Below are 16,713 nucleotides of genomic sequence, written 5' to 3' on the forward strand. Positions count from 1 at the left end.
AAGTGTAATGAGCGCTCTTAGCGGTGAGTGTCCCAGCGCATGTACTTGTGCGCTGCCCACACTAGGACCACCGTCCACGCGGCGAGCTTAATCAGGTCAGTGGATGAGTCTGCGAAGACGGAGGCGAAGGAGCCGTCCCCAATCCAGCCAGCGCGCACAATGTCGACCGCCAGGGCAAAAGGTGTGGCGTCGAGGACCTGGCCAAGTGCATCGGGCAGCCCGCTACGCAGAGAGGACTGCGAAAACATAAGCAGCATCAGCACCGGCATCGAGGTGATCTGAGCATTCTCGGCGTTGGCTGTAAAGCTGCTGGTCAGCATCGCTACCGCATGGGAGCATACTATTCCGAACACCATCGCCAGTGCCATGAGTAGCGCGTTGACAGGCCACACGTGCGGAACGGGTGGGTCGAGAGGCAGGAACATGGACATGGTGGACAGCCCCGTCACCATGAGAATGGACAGCAGCAGCATGGTCGCGGCAAGTGGAAGGGCAATGGCTGTGAGGATCTCCCAGTCGCGGGATTCACCGGTACGCAGTCGTTTGAGCACCTCTTCGTCACGACGAGTCACCGTCATCGACAGTGACGGATAGAAGATGCCGAAGCCCAGCGCCAGAAGAACGAAAATCTCTGATGCGGAATCCGTGGAGCCTATGGATTGATCGCCGACAATCCACACGAAGAGAGGTAGGGCCGCTGGGAAGAGCAATGCCATGATGACGAGTAGTGGGTTTCGGGTGAACTGCCGCAGTTCGGCGCGGCTTAAGGCGCGTAAGCGCCGTAGCGAGGATGCTTTCGGAGTCGCAGTCTCCGAGTGCGCTGTGGGGTGTGCAGTCTGTGAGGATGTCGAGGATGTCATTGAGTTCTTCCTTTTCGGTGTGAGCTAGCTAGTGGCAATGGAGTGGAATACCTGCTCGAGGCGGGCAGGCCGCGCGGTGAAGTTATTCAGCGTTATTCCGTGGTCGTGCGCCCATGTCAGCAACGCGTGCGTGTCCTCCTGTAGGCGCGAGGTGGTGATAGTGACCGTGTCATCAGCGCGGTGAATGGTGGTGCCGGGCAGCTGGGGGAGCGGTGCCGATGGGGGAGACGGTGAGAACGCAATCTCGGAGGCAGCACTCGACGCCAGTTCAGACATTGTGCCTTCCACGCTGATACGGCCCTGGTGCATAATCGCGATGCGGTCGCAGAGTTCTTCCGCCTCTTCCAAGTAGTGTGTGGTCACAACGATGGTCACGCCCTTAGCTTTGAGGCGGCGCAGCAGGTCCCATACGTGGCGTCGCGACTCCGGGTCCAGGCCAGTAGTGGGCTCGTCAAGGAAGAGGATCTGCGGGTTACCCACCAGTGCGCAGGCAAGATCCAGCCGTCTCTTTTCGCCACCGGACAAGGCCCCGACGGTGACGTCGCGGCGGTGGTCCAGATGGACTTTGCCAAGCACAGCGTGGCTCTGCACTGGCGCCGAGCAGGTACCTGCCCACATGGTGAGCGTTTCCTGCACAGTGAGTGCCTGCGGCAAACCACCCGACTGCAGCATGATGCCGGTGTGGGGCCGCACCGTGGCGCGCTCGGTTATGGGGTCGTGTCCCAGTACGCGCACGGTACCGGCCGAAGGCGCGGCAAGGCCCTCCATCACTTCCAGCGTGGAGGTCTTGCCCGCGCCATTCGTGCCCAACAGCCCGAAGGCTTCTCCGCGTGCAACGCACAGGTTTATCCCGTTCACCGCGGTGAAGTCGTTGTACTGCCGGTAGAGGTCATGTATTTCGATGGCTGATTCTGCTGTGTTCATGACTTCAACCTTTCCGTGGGGCAATGCCTGCCGGTAGAGGCGTATGTCAGCGATTCACATGACAAAAGTCATCGCTTTTCACACACAGCTCAGAAGGCATCACAGTTCACAAGTGCGCCGCATCCTGATAAATTGCAACGTAGTTATCAACCGAGCGGGTGACGTGTCTGCCCCAGACACAAAGAAGTGGATGAACTATGCAGCCAGTGGGAACAGGGATTCAAGGCCACGTCGAGGGCCTCTACATTGATGAGAACTTCGAGCTGCGCGCCGGGAGCATCACGTTCGGGGACAATATTGAGGGCTTAGTGCTTGGCGACGTCTCAGCGGCCGAAGCAGCCTGGCGCGCCGGCGACCCAGATGTGCTGCTGTGGGTGCCCGGTTTCGTAGACCTGCACAACCACGGTGGCAACGGCGGGGGATTCCCCAATGGCGACTACGAGCAGTGCCTGGCCGCCGCCCGCTTTCACCGTGCGCACGGCACGACGACGCTGCTGGCTAGCTTGGTTTCCGGTACCCAAAATGAGCTGTGCGCACGGGCAGAGCTGCTCGCGCAGCTGGTCGAGGAAGGCGAGATTGCCGGCATCCATATGGAGGGCCCCTTCATCGCGGCGGCCAAGTGCGGTGCGCAGGATCCCTCCCGCATCGTGCCTGGGGACCCGGATTTCTTCCGCGCAGTGATTGAGGCTGCCGGTGGCTACCTGCGTTCCATCACCTTTGCCCCGGAGACCGCGAACGCCGAGGAACTACTCGCGGTCTGCGCGGAGCACAACATCATCGCCAGCCTGGGCCACACCGAGGCCGATTATGACACCACGTTGGGCGTCATTGCCCAGGCCAAGGAGCTCGGCGTGACCGTGACCGGAACGCACCTGTTCAACGCCATGCCCGCCATCCACCACCGCGCACCGGGCACGGTGGCCGCCCTGCTCACCGCGGCGAAGGCGGGGGATGTGTCCGTCGAGCTCATCGCCGATGGCGTGCATCTTGTCGACGGCACCGTGGACATGGCGCACAGCCACCGCGCCTTCGCGGTGACGGATGCCATGGCGGCGGCTGGCATGGCCGACGGTGACTATGAGCTGGGCTCGCTCCCCGTCACCGTCAGCGGGGGAGTGGCCCGAGTGGAAAGCGGTGCCATCGCCGGCGGCACGTCCACCCTGGCCCAGCAGTTTCAGCGTTTTGCCGCCCGCCATAGTCTGGGCGAGGCCGTGCGTTTTACCTCCACCACTGCGGCCGGGGTGCTGGGGCAGGAGAACCTGGGACGCATCGCGCCGGGTGCGCGCGCCCACCTCGTGGGCCTCAACGCACAGCTGGAGCCGGTCCGCGTCCTCGTCGACGGCGCGGACATCCCACTTTCTTAGACACACAGGAAGGCATCTCATGGAAATCCTCATCCGCCCCACGCCGGCCGAAGTGGCCGTGGAGGCCGCTGACATCTTCGCGCACTACGCCAACGCCGGCGCCACACTGGGCCTGGCCACGGGGTCGACCCCGGTAGCAATGTACAAGGAGCTCATTACGCGCCATGAGCGCGGCGAGGTGAGCTTTGCCCGCAGCCGCGCATTCCTGCTTGATGAATACATCGGGCTGGACCGCTCACACGAGCAGTCCTACTATTCCACCATCCGCCGCGAATTTACCAGCCACGTGGATTTCGACGATGACCTGGTAAAAAGTCCCGCTGGTGACTGCGATGACCCCGCCACCGCCGCGGCCACCTATGACAAGGCCATCCGTGATGCCGACGGCGTAGACATCCAGCTGCTGGGCATCGGGGCCAACGGGCACGTCGGCTTCAACGAGCCGTCGAGCTCCCTGCAATCACGCACCCGCATCAAGACTCTGCACCCGCAAACCGTGCAGGACAATGCCCGCTTCTTCGACAATGAAGATGAAGTCCCGCGCCACGTGCTAACCCAAGGATTGGGCACCATCAGCGAGGCCCGCCACCTACTCTTGTTGGCCACCGGCAGCAACAAGGCTAGCGCGGTCCACGCCATGGTGGAGGGTCCGCTCTCCGCGCACTGCCCAGCGTCGATCTTGCAGTGGCACCAGCGCGCCACGGTGATCATTGATGAAGCTGCCGCCTCCCAGTTGGAGGACCGCGAGTACTACGTTTTCGCGGACAAGCACCGTCCGCACCGCCCACTCTTCTTCTAAAAACTCCATCTCATTCCTTACTAGTGTGAAAGGACTCCTCGCATGAAAGTCGATGTCATGGGGCCGCTGCAGCGGCTCGGAAAAGCCCTCATGGGCGCTGTGGCGGTGCTGCCCGTCGCGGCGATCCTCAGTGGTGTTGGATACTGGATCTCCAGCGCGGCTGGCCCGGATAACCTCGCCGCCCAGCTACTGATCAGCTCTGGCGACGCGGTGCTGTCCAACCTGGGCTGGATCTTCGCCATCGCCATTGCCTTCGGTCTGGCCAAGGATTCCAACGGTGCCGCGGCACTCTCTGGTTTCCTGGCCTTCGCCACGTTTATGAAATTGCTCGGCCCGGAGGCCGTGGCCGGCTACCGCGGCATCGAAGACCCCACCGCGCTGACCGGCGATGAGGCCCTGGAATGGGCCTCGGAGGGCTGGAATGCCGTGGGCGGCGGCAACGTCCTCTTCGGCATCCTCGCCGGCGTCATGGCGGCCTGGGTATATAACCGCTTCCACGGCACCAAGCTGCCGGACTTTTTGGCCTTCTTCTCAGGACGACGCCTCGTGCCGATTCTTACCGCCGTCATCGCTATGGTGATTTCCGGCATCCTCTACTTCGTGTGGCCGTTCATCTACAACGCGCTCTTTAACTTCGGCACCTCCATCCAGGGATTGGGCGCGGCGGGCGCCGGCATCTACGGCGTGGCCAACCGCCTGCTCATCCCGACCGGCCTGCACCATGCTCTGAACTCCGTCTTCTGGTTCGATGTCATCGGTATCAATGACATCGGCAACTTCCAGGCCGGCCAGAAGACCATCGAGGCAGCCGCGGCCGCCACCTCCGCCGCTGATTGCCCGGGTATGTGGGCCAACGGTCAGTGCACAGTCGACGGCGTCGTCGGCCGCTACCAGGCGGGCTTCTTCCCAGTCATGATGTTCGGCCTGCCGGGAGCGGCCCTTGCCATGTACCTGCGCGCGGATGAAAACAAGCGCAAGGTCGTCGGCTCGCTCATGGCCGCAGGTGCTTTGGCCTCCTTCTTCACCGGCGTGACCGAGCCGCTGGAGTTCTCCTTCATGTTCGTCGCCCCGCTGCTCTACGTGGTGCACGCGCTGCTTATGGGCCTGTCCGTCTTCATCGCTTCCGCCATGGAGTGGACTGCCGGCTTCGGCTTCTCTGCCGGTTTCGTGGACATGCTGCTCTCCTCCCAGAACCCGCTGGCTAATAAGTGGTATATGCTGCTGGTTATGGGTGTGGGCTTCTTCGCCCTATACTTCGTCATCTTCTACTTCCTCATCGGCTGGCTCAACCTCAAGACCCCGGGCCGTGGTGAGGACGATGCGGTAGTTGACCCCATGGAGGATTCCGCCGCCGGCGATGACAAGACTGCTCGTGATGCCGCGCGCATCATCGAGGGTCTCGGCGGCAAGGACAACATTGACTCACTGGACTACTGCACCACGCGCCTGCGCGTGGGGGTGAAAGAGCGCGCGCTTGTTCGCGACGCCCTGATCAAACGCGCCGCCGTCTCCGGTGTTATCCACCCCTCGGAGAAGAGTGTCCAGGTCATCGTGGGCCCGGCCGTGCAATTCATGTATGACGAGGTCAGCCACCAGCTGCGCCACGGCTCCCCGGCCCTGGCCACGACTGGTGCAGCGAGCGCGGCTGGAGCCGCGGGGGTCGCAGCCAGCGTGCCGGCCAGCGCCGGTGCCGCGTCCGCTCAGAGTGTCAGCGGTGAGACGGACGTTGACGTGCGTGTCCCGTTCGCCGGAGACGTCGTCGAGCTCTCCCAGGTCCCGGATGCGTCCTTTGCGCAGGGCATGGTGGGCGAAGGCTTCGCCGTGATGCCTGATGCCGTCGATGCTTTCGACGTCTGCGCCCCGGTAGACGGCACCATCACGATGATCTTCAAGACCCGCCACGCCTTCGGCATGAAGACGCGCGACGGCCTGGACCTGCTGATTCACATCGGCATCGACACGGTGGAGTTCCAGGGTGAGGGATTTACGGCGCTGGCGAAGAAGGGCGATGCCGTGCGTGCCGGCACGCCGATTATCGGGGTGGACGCAAAGGCGCTGCGCGAGCGCGGCGCGAACCTCATTACTCCGGTCGTGTGCCCCACCGCGAAGCAGGTGCGCGCAGTGGAGGTAGCGCGCGAGGGCCGTACCGAGCTGGGCCAGGTCGCGGCCACCGTCGAGCGCAGCTAGCTGTTGCCGCGCAGCAGGCGCGGCACCACCTTGCCCGTGGCGTTGCGCGGGAGCTTGTCCATGAAGTGTACATCGCGCGGCACGGAGTGATCGGCAAGCTTGGTGCGGACCCACTCGCGGATGGCGTCGGCGGTAAGGGCCTTTCCTGCGGCGTCGGCAGTAGGCACCGCCCACACGGCGATGCGCTGGAAGGTCTCGTTATCCTCTACGCCGCCAGCATGAACCTCGTGGATGCCGGGCATGGCCTCGAGGATCTCGGTGACGGACTGTGGGTGGACGTTTTCGCCGCCGACGATGATCATGTCATCGGCGCGGCCGACCACGTGCAAGAAATCATGCTCGTCGATATAGCCCAGGTCACCGATGGAGATGAGCCCGTCGATCTTATTGAGGCGCAGGTTGGGATTGGTATATCCGGTCATGGCGGTGGAGTTGGTCAGGTAAATCTCGCCCACCTCGCCGCGCGGCACCGGGTGGCCTTCCTTATCGAGGATGCGCAGCTTCGTGCCGGAGGCTACGCGTCCGGCGATGGTGGGGTTGGCGGCCACCTGGTCCATGGTGGCGGTCGTCGCGAGCGCGAGCTCGGTGGAACCGTACACGTTGCAGAGGATGGCGCCGAAGCGCGCATTGGTCTCCTTGACCACCTCCGGGGTTAGCGCATTGCCGGCCGAGGCGATGAATTTCAGGCTCGAGGCATCGAACTCACCGGTTGGGTCCTGCTCCACCAAGCGCTTAAAGAAGATGGGGGAGGAGATCATGCCATCGAGGCGGTAGCGCTGGGCATCGTCAAGCACCTGCTCCGCGTCGAATACGCGGCGGGTGACGATGGTATTGCGCAGGCCCAGCGCGATATTGATGCAGGCCCAGCCCCAGGTGTGAAAAATGGAGGCAGTGAGCTGCAGGCGCTGGTCGGCGCGCCACGGAATCGTATCCACGATGGAGGCCAGCACCACCGGCAGGGTCGGCTCCGGCCGCACAATGCCCTTCGGAATGCCGGTGGTGCCGGAGGACATGAGCACAATCGGGCCGTGCTTGGGGAAGCGCGGCAGCTCCACGGCCGGTGGATTCTTCACAATCTTGTCCAATTTCGGCAGCTCGCTTGCCCCGGTATCGTGCGCGATGATGACCGGGATATCGGTGTCCACGCGGTCGATGAATTCATCATCCACGACGAGCACATTGATGCCGTTTTCCTCAATGCAGCCGGCCAGCTGCTCCGGGGAGGAGCCCACGTTGAGCAGGTAAATAGAAGCGCCCACATATCCCTTGGCGCCGAGCGGGATGATGATGCCGCGGCCGTTGCGCGCCATGACGCCGAGGCGAATCTCGGGTAGGTCCAGCGAGCGGAGGTAGCGAGCGAAGCCCTGCGTGTGGGTGCGCAGCTGGCGGTAGGTGAGGGTGCCGTCGTCGTCGATAAGCGCTAGGCGCTCTGGGCAGGTGAGGTAGCCCTGCTCAATTTCACGTGCGGTGGTGAAGCGGTAGCGGGCCAGGTTAGGTAGCAAACTGAGCTGGGCCTTCGCGCCGCCTTGGTGGCTGATGAGTCCGGCGTTATAAAGCGCCGGCACGAACCGGCCGAGGGCTGCTGCGTGGAATGTGAAATCAGAAAAATTCACGGTTGGGGTAGCTCCAAATAAGCGAAGATAACAAAAAGGTAACCATGGACGATATCGTGAGAGAGGCGCGCGGTGTTGCCGCCAACTCGAAATATGTTACAGAAGTGACTACAGTTACCAGAAGTTACTGGTGTTTCTAGAAAAGGATCTCATGAAATCTCTGCAGCTCAAAGTCCTCTCCGTGGTGGCTTCCGCGCTGGCCGTCGTAGGCGTGGCGGTCGCGCCGCAGGCCACCGCCGCGGAGCGCAACCTGGTAGCCTTCGGCGATTCCGTCCTTGCGGATCCAGACGCCGGCTCCTACTTTGCTCACCGTTTCGATCCCTCTAAGGGTGTGGGCGTTGATTGCCCTACCTCCAATAACTACGCCAAGCGCGCCGGCGCCAAGCTGCGCCTTCCGGTGCGGGATTTCTCCTGCTCCGGTGCCGTGTCCATGTCCAAGGGTCCGCAGGTTTCTCAGCAGGTGGATGCGGCCATCCGTACCGGCGCGCTGAGCCCAGCCACTAACCGCGTGGTTATCACCACTGGCTTTAATGACACTTACAACCACCGCGATATGAGCCTGCCGCAGATTCGCAAGCAGTTCGCGGACCGCACCGCCCCGCAGATCGAGCGCATCAAGCGCGCGGCCCCGAACGCTCGCGTTCAGATCGTGGGATACCCCACCATCGGCACCGGCCCTTATTACTGCCTCTTCCACTTCGGCCCGCGCCCGGCTGATTCCACGTTCCTGCCGGGTATTCAGGACTTTGAGAATAAGGCACAGTGGATGCAAGTGGATCTGGCGGCGCGCACCGGCGTGCAGTTCTTGGATATGAAACCTTCCACCCGCAATAACGGCATGTGTGCCGATGCAAATCAGCGCATGTGGGCTGGTCTGGTGGACTTTAGCGCTGGCGATGGCAACCTTCCCATCCACATGAACCAGCGCGGCCACGAGCATGCGGCCAACGTCATTGCCCGCTCTTAAAAAGAATTTTCAATAATGCGCCGATTTTGAAAATACTGGTACGCTCGGGCGCATGACTGTAAAAGCTGTTATTGCCCGCTCCAAGGGCGCGGAAGTCGAAACCGTCAATATTGTTGTCCCCGACCCCGGCCCTAACGACGTCATCGTGCGCGTGCAGGCCTGCGGCGTATGCCACACCGACCTTGCTTACCGCGATGGCGATATTGAAGACGCCTTCCCGTTCCTGCTCGGCCACGAGGCCGCAGGCGTGGTGGAGACCGTAGGTTCTGCGGTCACCCACGTGGAGGAGGGCGACTTCGTCATTTTGAATTGGCGCGCCGTATGCGGCGAGTGCCGCGCTTGCAAGAAGGGCGAGCCAAAGTACTGCTTCAATACCCACAACGCCTCGAAGAAGATGACCCTCGAGGACGGCACCGAGCTCACTCCTGCGCTGGGCATCGGTTCCTTCGCGGAAAAGACCCTGGTCCACGAGGGCCAGTGCACCAAGGTGGAAGACACTGACCCAGCCGCTGCAGGCTTGTTGGGCTGCGGCATCATGGCGGGCCTCGGCGCGGCCGTGAATACCGGCGATATCCAGCTCGGCGAGTCCGTCGCTGTCTTCGGCTGCGGCGGCGTCGGCATGGCAGCCATTGCGGGCGCCAAGCTGGCGAGCGCGGCGAAGATCATTGCCGTGGATATCGACGAGTCCAAGCTGGAGACCGCCCGCGAATTCGGCGCGACCGACACCATCTGCTCCAAGGACCTCTCGGAACAGGAAGTCATCGACGCCGTCCGCGAGCTCACCGGCGGCTTCGGCACCGATGTCTCCATCGACGCCGTGGGCATCCAGCCCACCTGGCGCCAGGCCTTCTACTCTCGCGACCACGCCGGCCGCATGGTCATGGTGGGCGTGCCGAACCTCACCGACCACGTGGACATTCCGGCCATCGACCTCTACGGCCGCGGTGGTTCCATCAAGCCTGCGTGGTACGGCGATTGCCTGCCGGAGCGCGATTTCCCCGCTTACGTAGCGCTGTCCAAGGCCGGCAACTTCCCGCTGGACAAGTTCGTCACCGAGTACATTGCGCTTGACGACGTCGAGCAGGCCTTCGCCACCATGAAGTCCGGCAAGGTTCTGCGTTCGGTGGTGGAGTTCTAATGCGTATCGATAGCACGGTTACTTCTGGCAAGTTCCGCCTCGACGGCGGCGAGTGGGACGTGGACAATAACGTCTACGTCGTGGGCGATGACTCCAGCGTGTACGTGGTGGATCCCTCCCACGATCTCGATGCGGTAGCAGAGCTCGTTGGTGACCGCCGCGTGGAAGGCATTTTGCTCACCCACGCGCACAACGACCACTGCGAGCTCGCTCCCGAGGCCGCCAAGCGCTTCGATACCGAGGTCTACCTGCACCCAGACGATGACATGCTGTGGCAGGAGTCCAATGGCGATGCTCCGCACACGCCATTGGCGGACCGCGGTCAGTTCGATATTGGCGGCGAGAAGATTACGGTCTACCACACCCCGGGACACTCGCCGGGCTGCGTGGTGCTGCATGTGGGCGAGACGCTGCTGTCGGGCGATACGCTCTTCAACGGCGGCCCCGGCGCCACCGGCCGCAAGTACTCCGACTTCGATGTGATCATCGAGTCGCTGAAGAACGTCGTCTTCACCCTGCCGGAGGACACCAAGGTCCTGCCAGGGCATGGCGATGCCACCACGGTGGGCGCGGAGGCTGCGCGCATCGACGAATACATCGAGCGCGGCTACTAGCCTCTAGTACGCCCTCAGGTACTCGCCGTAGCCGGACTTGAGTAACGGCTCGGCGAGTTTTTCTAGCTGGGCGCGGTCGATGAAGCCGGCGTCGAAGGCGGCCACTTCTGGTGAGCCGATAACGATGCCGGTGCGTTTTTGCATCACCTCGACGTAGGCGGAGGCCTCGCTCATCGAGTCCACCGTTCCCGTATCGAGCCACACGCTGCCGCGGTGCAGGCGCTGGACATTGAGCTCGCCGCGGCGCAGGTACTCCTCGTTTACCGCCGTGATCTCCAGTTCACCGCGGCCGCTGGGTTCGATGCCCTTGGCTATCTCCACGACGGAGTTGTCATAAAAGTACAAGCCCACCACCGCGTGGTTCGACCGCGGCACTTCCGGCTTTTCCTCGATGCTGAGCGCATGGCCTGCGGCGTCGAATTCCACGACACCATAGCGCTGTGGATCCGAGACCTCGTAGGCGAAGATGATGCCGCCCTCCGGATCTTGGCAGTGGGCGAGCTCGCCGCCGAAGCCGTGGAAGATATTATCGCCGAGCACCAGCGCGACGCTGTCGTCTCCAATAAACTCCTCGCCAATCAAGAAGGCCTGCGCGAGCCCCTCCGGCCGCGGTTGGACCGCATAATCGATCATGAGTCCGAGCTGCGATCCATCGCCAAAGAGGCGCTGGAAGGCGCCCGCATCCTCTGGGGTGGTAATGATAAGGATTTCCCGAATACCCGCTTGAATGAGCGTGGTCAGCGGGTAATAAATCATCGGCTTGTCATAAATGGGCATGAGCTGCTTCGAGATGCCCTTGGTAATCGGGTAGAGCCGCGTGCCGGAACCGCCGGCCAGGATGATGCCTTTCATTTAATCCTCCGGGTACAGCGCCAAGTACAGGGCAAGGGCCGCGCGCCAATTCTGCGGCTTGAAGCCTGTAGCCTCGATTTTATCTAGCGCAAGCGTCGACTCCTTGGGGCGCGGCGCCTCGGGGCCCGCGATTTCGCGGTACTGCTCGGTGCTTACCGGAGTGACCTCGGCCGGGTCGTGGCCGAGCCCGATGAACACGGCCATGGCAATCTCATCGCGGCCCACGGTATCGCCCGAGTTGGAGAGGTTATACACGCCGTAGTCCGCGTCGGAATTGAGCAGGTGGACGATGCCCTTGGCCAAGTCCTCAGCAAACGTGGGCCGCCCGCGCTGGTCATGGATGACCTTCGGCTCCACGCCCTTATTGGCCAGCCGGCGCATGGTGGACATGAAATTCTCGCCATCGCCAAAGACCCAGGAAGTACGGATGACGTAGTGCTGCGGCGCGGTCTGCGCGGCGGTATCGCCCGCGGCTTTTGACGCCCCATACGCACTCAGCGGCGACGGCAGCTCCTCCTCGGTGTGGACCTCGTTAGTGCCGTCGAAGATGTAGTCGCTCGACACATGCACCAGCGTGAGTTGGTTCTCCGCGGCGATGCGCGCCAGCCGTGCGGGCGCTTCCGCATTGACGGCCCAGGCGGCGGCGCGGTCGTTTTCGGCACCGTTGACGTCGTTATACGCCGCGCAATTGATGATGGCGGAGTACTGCTTCCAATTCCGCTCTGGTGGGTCGGTGATGTCGAAGTCGGCGTGGGTGCACAATTCGGCGTCGGCAAGCAGGCGTTTGAGCGCCCGCCCCAGCTGCCCGTTCGCGCCCGTGACGAGGATGCGCCGGGCGGGCATCGGGCTCACGTCTTCAAGAGCGGGGTGCTGCGTGTCCTTCTCCGAAATCTCGGTGGGCTCCAGCGGCCAGTCGACGATGTTGAGGTTCACCGCGGCATAGCGAGCCTCGGCCGACCAGTGCTCATTCACCAGGTAGCAGTAGGAGGTTTCCTCCAGTGCCTGAAAGCCATTGGCGACGCCCCGCGGGACAAACACCGCAGTCTCCGGCCCCACCTCGTGGGTAACGACCTTGCCAAAGCTCTCCGAACCCTCGCGTAAATCGCACCACGCGCCGAAGATTTTTCCCTGCGCCACCGAGACGAGCTTGTCCCACGGCTCAGCGTGCAGGCCGCGCGTAGCACCGGCGTGGTTGAAAGAGATATTGTTCTGCACCGGCTGGAAGCTCGCGAGCTCTGGCGCGAGGCCGGTGAATTTTTCGCGTTGCCAATTCTCCTTGAACCAGCCGCGGTTATCGCCGTGCACGTCGAGGTCGATGATGAGCAGCCCCGGGATGGCGGTTTCGGTAATACGCATATCTACTGTCCTTGCTGCTTGTAGCGGGCTTCCACGTTTTCTTTCTCGGGCTTCCACCAGCCTTCGTTATCGCGATACCACGCGATGGTGTCTTCGAGACCGGCGCGGATATCCGTGAACCGCGGGGTCCATCCCAGCTCGCGACGCAGCTTGGCGGCGTCCATGGCATAACGTTGGTCGTGGCCGGGGCGGTCCGCCACGTGCTCATAGAGCGCGCGCCCATTGCGGGTGTGGCCCATGATTTCGCAGATCAGCTCAATGACCTGCTTATTATTAATATCTTCCTGGTCCGCGCCGATATTGTAGGTCTCGCCGATGCGGCCTCGCTCGAGGATGGCGAGCACCGCTTCGTTGTGATCATCGACGTGGATCCAATCGCGCACCTGCTCGCCCGTGCCATAGAGCTTTGGCGTGTGACCGGAGAAGATATTGGTGATCTGGCGGGGAATGAACTTCTCGATGTGCTGGTAAGGCCCGTAATTATTGGAGCAGTTCGAGATGGTCGCGCGCAGCCCGAAGGAACGCACCCATGCTCGCACGAGGTGGTCAGACCCCGCCTTGGTGGCTGAGTACGGGCTGGAGGGAGCGTAGGCGGTGTCCTCAGTAAACTTGGTGTCTGCCCCGATTTCCAGGTCGCCGAAAACCTCGTCAGTGGAGACATGATGGAGGCGGGTATCGTGCTTCCGGCAGGCCTCCAGAAGGGTGAAGGTGCCTACGAGGTTCGTGTGGATGAAGGGCGAGGGGTCGCGCAAAGAATTATCGTTATGGGACTCGGCGGCAAAATGAACCACTACATCGGCAGCGGCGACGAGCGGTTCTACGGTGGCGGGATCGGCGATATCCCCCTCCACGAGGTCAATATCGAGGCCGGCGAGGTTGGCGCGGTTTCCGGCGTAGGTGAGTTTATCGAGCACCGTAACGCGGGTATCGGGGCGCGCCTGGCATATTAGGCGCACGAAATTGGCGCCGATAAAACCGGCGCCGCCAGTGACGAGCATCGTTTGCATGGTTATCCAGTGTAGGGCAGTCGGGCGCGCGGCTGTGGCAGGCCGCGGGCCCCGGTCAGGCCGCGCCCGGGGGGCGACGGCGGTGGCGAAGGCGGATCAGTGAGCCTGCGGGCCGGGGCTTGTTCCGCGGCGGGGTGGTCGTTGACCTCCACGGTGGGCGATAAGCCGTTGGTGTGGGCAGCTCGGTATCCTACCCGGCCGGTGTTGGGGTCTCGTTCGGCGTGTCCCATTCCGTTGCGGCCATCGCGGTAATCGTTATTGTCCACGTGGTGCCGGCGGCACAACAGAGTGAGGTTTTTGAGGTCGGTGGCGCCACCGTGAGACCAGGCCTGGAGGTGGTGGACGTCGCAGTCCTGCCACGGGCGGTTGCATTCTGGGTGCGTGCAGACGAGTTCGGAGGCTGCGAGAGCGAGCTTCTGCCAGAGGGACGCGGTGCGCTTGGTGCGGCCAAGCTCGAGGGGGAAGCCCTTGTCGTCCACAGCGCAGAAGAAATCGTGCCGCGCGCCGCCGAGGCGGAGGAGGTCGAGCGGGGTGAGCTCGATGCCGGTGCTGGTGGCGAAGCGGGTATCTCCGCCCATCGCTTCCAGCTCTTCCAAGGTGGTGGCGACGAAGAAGGAGCCGAGACCGTCGGAGTTCTTTTGGGTGGCGGACAGATAGTTCGATAGCGCAGCGGTCAAATGGTCCGCCATGCGTTGGGCATAGGTGCGGGTATCGTCCTCGGGGCTGAGGTCCGCGCTGCCCTTATTCTTTGCGGGCGCGAAGGCGCTGGCGAGGATGGCGGCTGCGGAGGCATCGAGGTAGCCGGAGATGTGCACGCCGCCGTCAGCATCTTGGCGGGAGATGCTAAAGCGGCGTTTGCGGGTAGCGGCGTGCGGATCGGGCTCGCCGGCAGGGTTGAGAGCGTGCTTATTCGCTTTGCGGATGGCCTTGCGCAGCCACTCGCGCAGGGAATCGAAGGAACGACGCTTGGCCTGCTCGAGAGCCTGATTGCGCAGTTCGCTCGGGCCGGGGATGGCGTACTTGCTGAGGCTGCGCAGCTCGTTTTCGATGAGGTTAAGGATGCGCTCGGGGATAGGCTCTTCCTCAAAGAGCTTCTTGCGGCGCTTCTCTTCCTCGCGGCGCTCGCGGTCAGCGCGGCGGCGAGCTTCTTCTTCGGCTTGGGCGCGTGCGGCTTCGTCGGCATCGGGGTCCGCAGGGGGAGCCGGCTCCGGATCGGGGATGGGTGCGAAGAGGTTGCGTCCATTGCGGAGACGGGCGGCGGCCTCGGCATCGGTAAGGCCTAGACGCGTGGTCAGGTAGTCCTTGGCCTTGGAAGAACCAACGCGGCGGCCGGCGTCATCCCGCTCCGCGATGAAAGCGAAGGCGGCGTCGATGGTGGACTTATTGCCTAGCGCCCGCTCCAAGTGTTCGAAATGCGAATGAAGAAGCTCGAAGGACAGATCGGAAGGATCCTGCATGAGGCTGCGCAGCTGGGTCAGCCCAGTGGCAACCTGTGCGATGGCGGAGTCTATCTCCGCGTGCTTGGTGGTATGCATGATCCCTCCCTTCCTTTTCGTTTACATGTTCTATCTTACCCAGATAAAACACCCCGTCAACAGGAAAGAAGGGATTGGTCAATAGATTAGACATTCCCCAAACAAACGCAGTCAAAACCCCGCAAAGCGGGGCCAAAACCACTAATTCGGGAAGGGAGGAAGGGCCTTCTGGTTAAGCCAGGCGTCTACGGTGGCGTCGAAAAGCGCGGCGTCAGGAGCGGCGGCGCGGAAGTCATCCAGCAGCATGGAAGGCTCTACTACCGAGTGTTGGTGTTCGGTGAGGTAGCTGCGGAGGGTGGTAAAGAAGGCGTCGCCAAGCAAGCGGTGAATGGCGTGCACGGTCAAGGCGCCGCGCTTATACACGCGGTCATCGAACATATCGCGCGCACCCGGATCGGAAACGGTGAGGTTCTGCGCCTTGCGTCCCAGGACGTTGTAGTGGGAACGTGCCGCCTCGCGCGCGGTGGTCTCGCCCTTGTGCTCGCCCCATAGCCACTCGCTGTAGCAGGCAAAGCCCTCGTTGAGCCAGATATCCTTCCACTCGCCCAGGCCCACGGAATTGCCAAACCACTGGTGGGAAAGCTCATGCGCAATAAGACGCTCAAAGGCATGATCGCCCTTAATATGATTGGAGCCAAAGATGGAGAGGCCCTGCGCCTCCAGTGGAATCTCCAGCTCATCTTCCGTGATGACCACCTGATAATCCGCAAATGGATACGGGCCATAGAGGGAAGAGAAGAAGTCCACCATTTCCTGCTGCTGGGCAAATTCATTCAGCACGCGCTCGCGCAGCGCGGCCGGCGCCCAAGCACGCGTGGAAGGCCCCAAATCAAAAGTAGAGAACTCTCCTACCTGCACCGTCGCCAGATAGGTGGCCATGGGCTCGCGGGTGCGGTAGTGCCAGCGCGTGGTGGAACCGCCCGCCCGGCGGGAGACAAGGTCACCATTAGATACCACGATAAAGGGATCATCGGCCGTAATGATGATGTCATAAAGCGCCTTGGCAGAAGGCGTATCGTCGCAGGGGAACCAGCTCGGCGCGCCATTGGGCTGGCTGGCCACCAGCGAACCGGACTCGGTTTCTTCCCAGCCAATCTCGCCCCAGGTGGTGCGGATCGGCCGCGGGCTGCCGCCATAGCGAATGACCAGCTCAAACTCCGTACCAGCGGCAATCTCCTCAGCAAAGCGCAGGCGCAGCTTGCCGGAGGACTGGCGGAATTTAGCCACCCGCGGCGCACCCTTTGCGGTCACGCGCCGAGCCACCATCGCCCCGCCCAGATCCAGGGTCAGGGACGCCAGATCTTCATCGGTTCGGATGGCCAAAGTAGCCTCGCCGTGGAGCAGGTTGGGCTCCACGCGGTAGGTCAGATCCAGCGTGTAGTGGGAAACCTCAAAGCCGAGGTTAAAATCCACGCCGGTATAAGGATCAGTGTGGGCACGCGAAAGGGCGGTAGGAAGCAACTTCATAATGCTGCAAGCCTACCGCCCTTTTAGCCG

The 16,713-nt window shown here is 62.6% G+C and carries 14 protein-coding genes; 6 read left to right on the plus strand and 8 right to left on the minus strand.

The genetic code is table 11. The annotated features are described in order from the left end of the window. Window positions 1–17 precede the first annotated feature (17 nt). On the minus strand, window positions 18–860 hold the full coding sequence (locus tag RAE09_RS03470) for an ABC transporter permease (RefSeq protein ID WP_316980953.1): 843 nt from the start codon (window positions 858–860) through the stop codon (window positions 18–20). A gap of 24 nt (window positions 861–884) precedes the next feature. Next, a complete protein-coding gene (locus RAE09_RS03475; RefSeq protein WP_302259030.1) occupies window positions 885–1,784 on the minus strand; it encodes an ABC transporter ATP-binding protein in 900 nt (299 codons plus the stop codon). Between the two features lie 206 nt (window positions 1,785–1,990). Between RAE09_RS03475 and RAE09_RS03480 the strand changes: the two genes are divergently transcribed. The 3 genes from RAE09_RS03480 to nagE are packed head-to-tail and all read left to right on the plus strand — an operon-like array spanning window position 1,991 to window position 6,134. After that, entirely contained in the window at window positions 1,991–3,148 is a 1,158-nt protein-coding gene (locus RAE09_RS03480) for an N-acetylglucosamine-6-phosphate deacetylase (RefSeq protein ID WP_316980954.1), read from the plus strand. A gap of 19 nt (window positions 3,149–3,167) precedes the next feature. Then, window positions 3,168–3,947, plus strand: coding sequence for a glucosamine-6-phosphate deaminase (nagB, locus tag RAE09_RS03485; RefSeq protein WP_316980955.1), 780 nt, complete (start codon window positions 3,168–3,170; stop codon window positions 3,945–3,947). Between the two features lie 42 nt (window positions 3,948–3,989). Beyond that, a complete protein-coding gene (gene nagE / locus RAE09_RS03490) occupies window positions 3,990–6,134 on the plus strand; it encodes an N-acetylglucosamine-specific PTS transporter subunit IIBC (RefSeq protein WP_316980956.1) in 2,145 nt (714 codons plus the stop codon). Here the strand turns inward: nagE and RAE09_RS03495 are convergent. Beyond that, window positions 6,131–7,747, minus strand: coding sequence for an AMP-binding protein (locus tag RAE09_RS03495; RefSeq protein ID WP_316980957.1), 1,617 nt, complete (start codon window positions 7,745–7,747; stop codon window positions 6,131–6,133). The genes nagE and RAE09_RS03495 overlap by 4 nt on opposite strands. Window positions 7,748–7,898: 151 nt before the next feature. On the opposite strand from RAE09_RS03495, the gene RAE09_RS03500 reads away from it, so the two are divergent. Genes RAE09_RS03500 through RAE09_RS03510 form a run of 3 tightly spaced genes read left to right on the plus strand, consistent with a single transcriptional unit; the run spans window position 7,899 to window position 10,466 of the window. Then, window positions 7,899–8,714, plus strand: coding sequence for a GDSL-type esterase/lipase family protein (locus RAE09_RS03500; protein WP_040424914.1), 816 nt, complete (start codon window positions 7,899–7,901; stop codon window positions 8,712–8,714). A 52-nt stretch (window positions 8,715–8,766) separates the two neighbouring features. After that, window positions 8,767–9,852: an S-(hydroxymethyl)mycothiol dehydrogenase gene (locus tag RAE09_RS03505; RefSeq protein ID WP_316980958.1), complete on the plus strand. Its 1,086-nt coding sequence runs from the start codon at window positions 8,767–8,769 to the stop codon at window positions 9,850–9,852. Further along, entirely contained in the window at window positions 9,852–10,466 is a 615-nt protein-coding gene (locus tag RAE09_RS03510; RefSeq protein ID WP_316980959.1) for an MBL fold metallo-hydrolase, read from the plus strand. The genes RAE09_RS03505 and RAE09_RS03510 overlap by 1 nt, the downstream gene beginning before the upstream one ends. 3 nt (window positions 10,467–10,469) lie before the next feature. On the opposite strand, the gene rfbA is transcribed toward RAE09_RS03510, so the two are convergent. The 5 genes from rfbA to RAE09_RS03535 all read right to left on the minus strand — a co-directional run bounded on the left by rfbA (window position 10,470) and on the right by RAE09_RS03535 (window position 16,683). Further along, window positions 10,470–11,318: a glucose-1-phosphate thymidylyltransferase RfbA gene (gene rfbA, locus RAE09_RS03515; RefSeq protein WP_005323086.1), complete on the minus strand. Its 849-nt coding sequence runs from the start codon at window positions 11,316–11,318 to the stop codon at window positions 10,470–10,472. Beyond that, a complete protein-coding gene (rfbD, locus tag RAE09_RS03520; protein WP_316980960.1) occupies window positions 11,319–12,674 on the minus strand; it encodes a dTDP-4-dehydrorhamnose reductase in 1,356 nt (451 codons plus the stop codon). A gap of 2 nt (window positions 12,675–12,676) precedes the next feature. Further along, window positions 12,677–13,681, minus strand: coding sequence for a dTDP-glucose 4,6-dehydratase (gene rfbB, locus RAE09_RS03525; protein ID WP_316980961.1), 1,005 nt, complete (start codon window positions 13,679–13,681; stop codon window positions 12,677–12,679). A 2-nt stretch (window positions 13,682–13,683) separates the two neighbouring features. Then, a complete protein-coding gene (locus RAE09_RS03530; protein ID WP_316980962.1) occupies window positions 13,684–15,216 on the minus strand; it encodes an HNH endonuclease signature motif containing protein in 1,533 nt (510 codons plus the stop codon). A gap of 141 nt (window positions 15,217–15,357) precedes the next feature. Next, on the minus strand, window positions 15,358–16,683 hold the full coding sequence (locus RAE09_RS03535) for a M1 family metallopeptidase (RefSeq protein WP_316980963.1): 1,326 nt from the start codon (window positions 16,681–16,683) through the stop codon (window positions 15,358–15,360). Window positions 16,684–16,713: the final 30 nt, after the last annotated feature.

This window comes from Corynebacterium tuberculostearicum, from assembly GCF_032821615.1.
Taxonomy (GTDB): domain Bacteria; phylum Actinomycetota; class Actinomycetes; order Mycobacteriales; family Mycobacteriaceae; genus Corynebacterium; species Corynebacterium tuberculostearicum_H.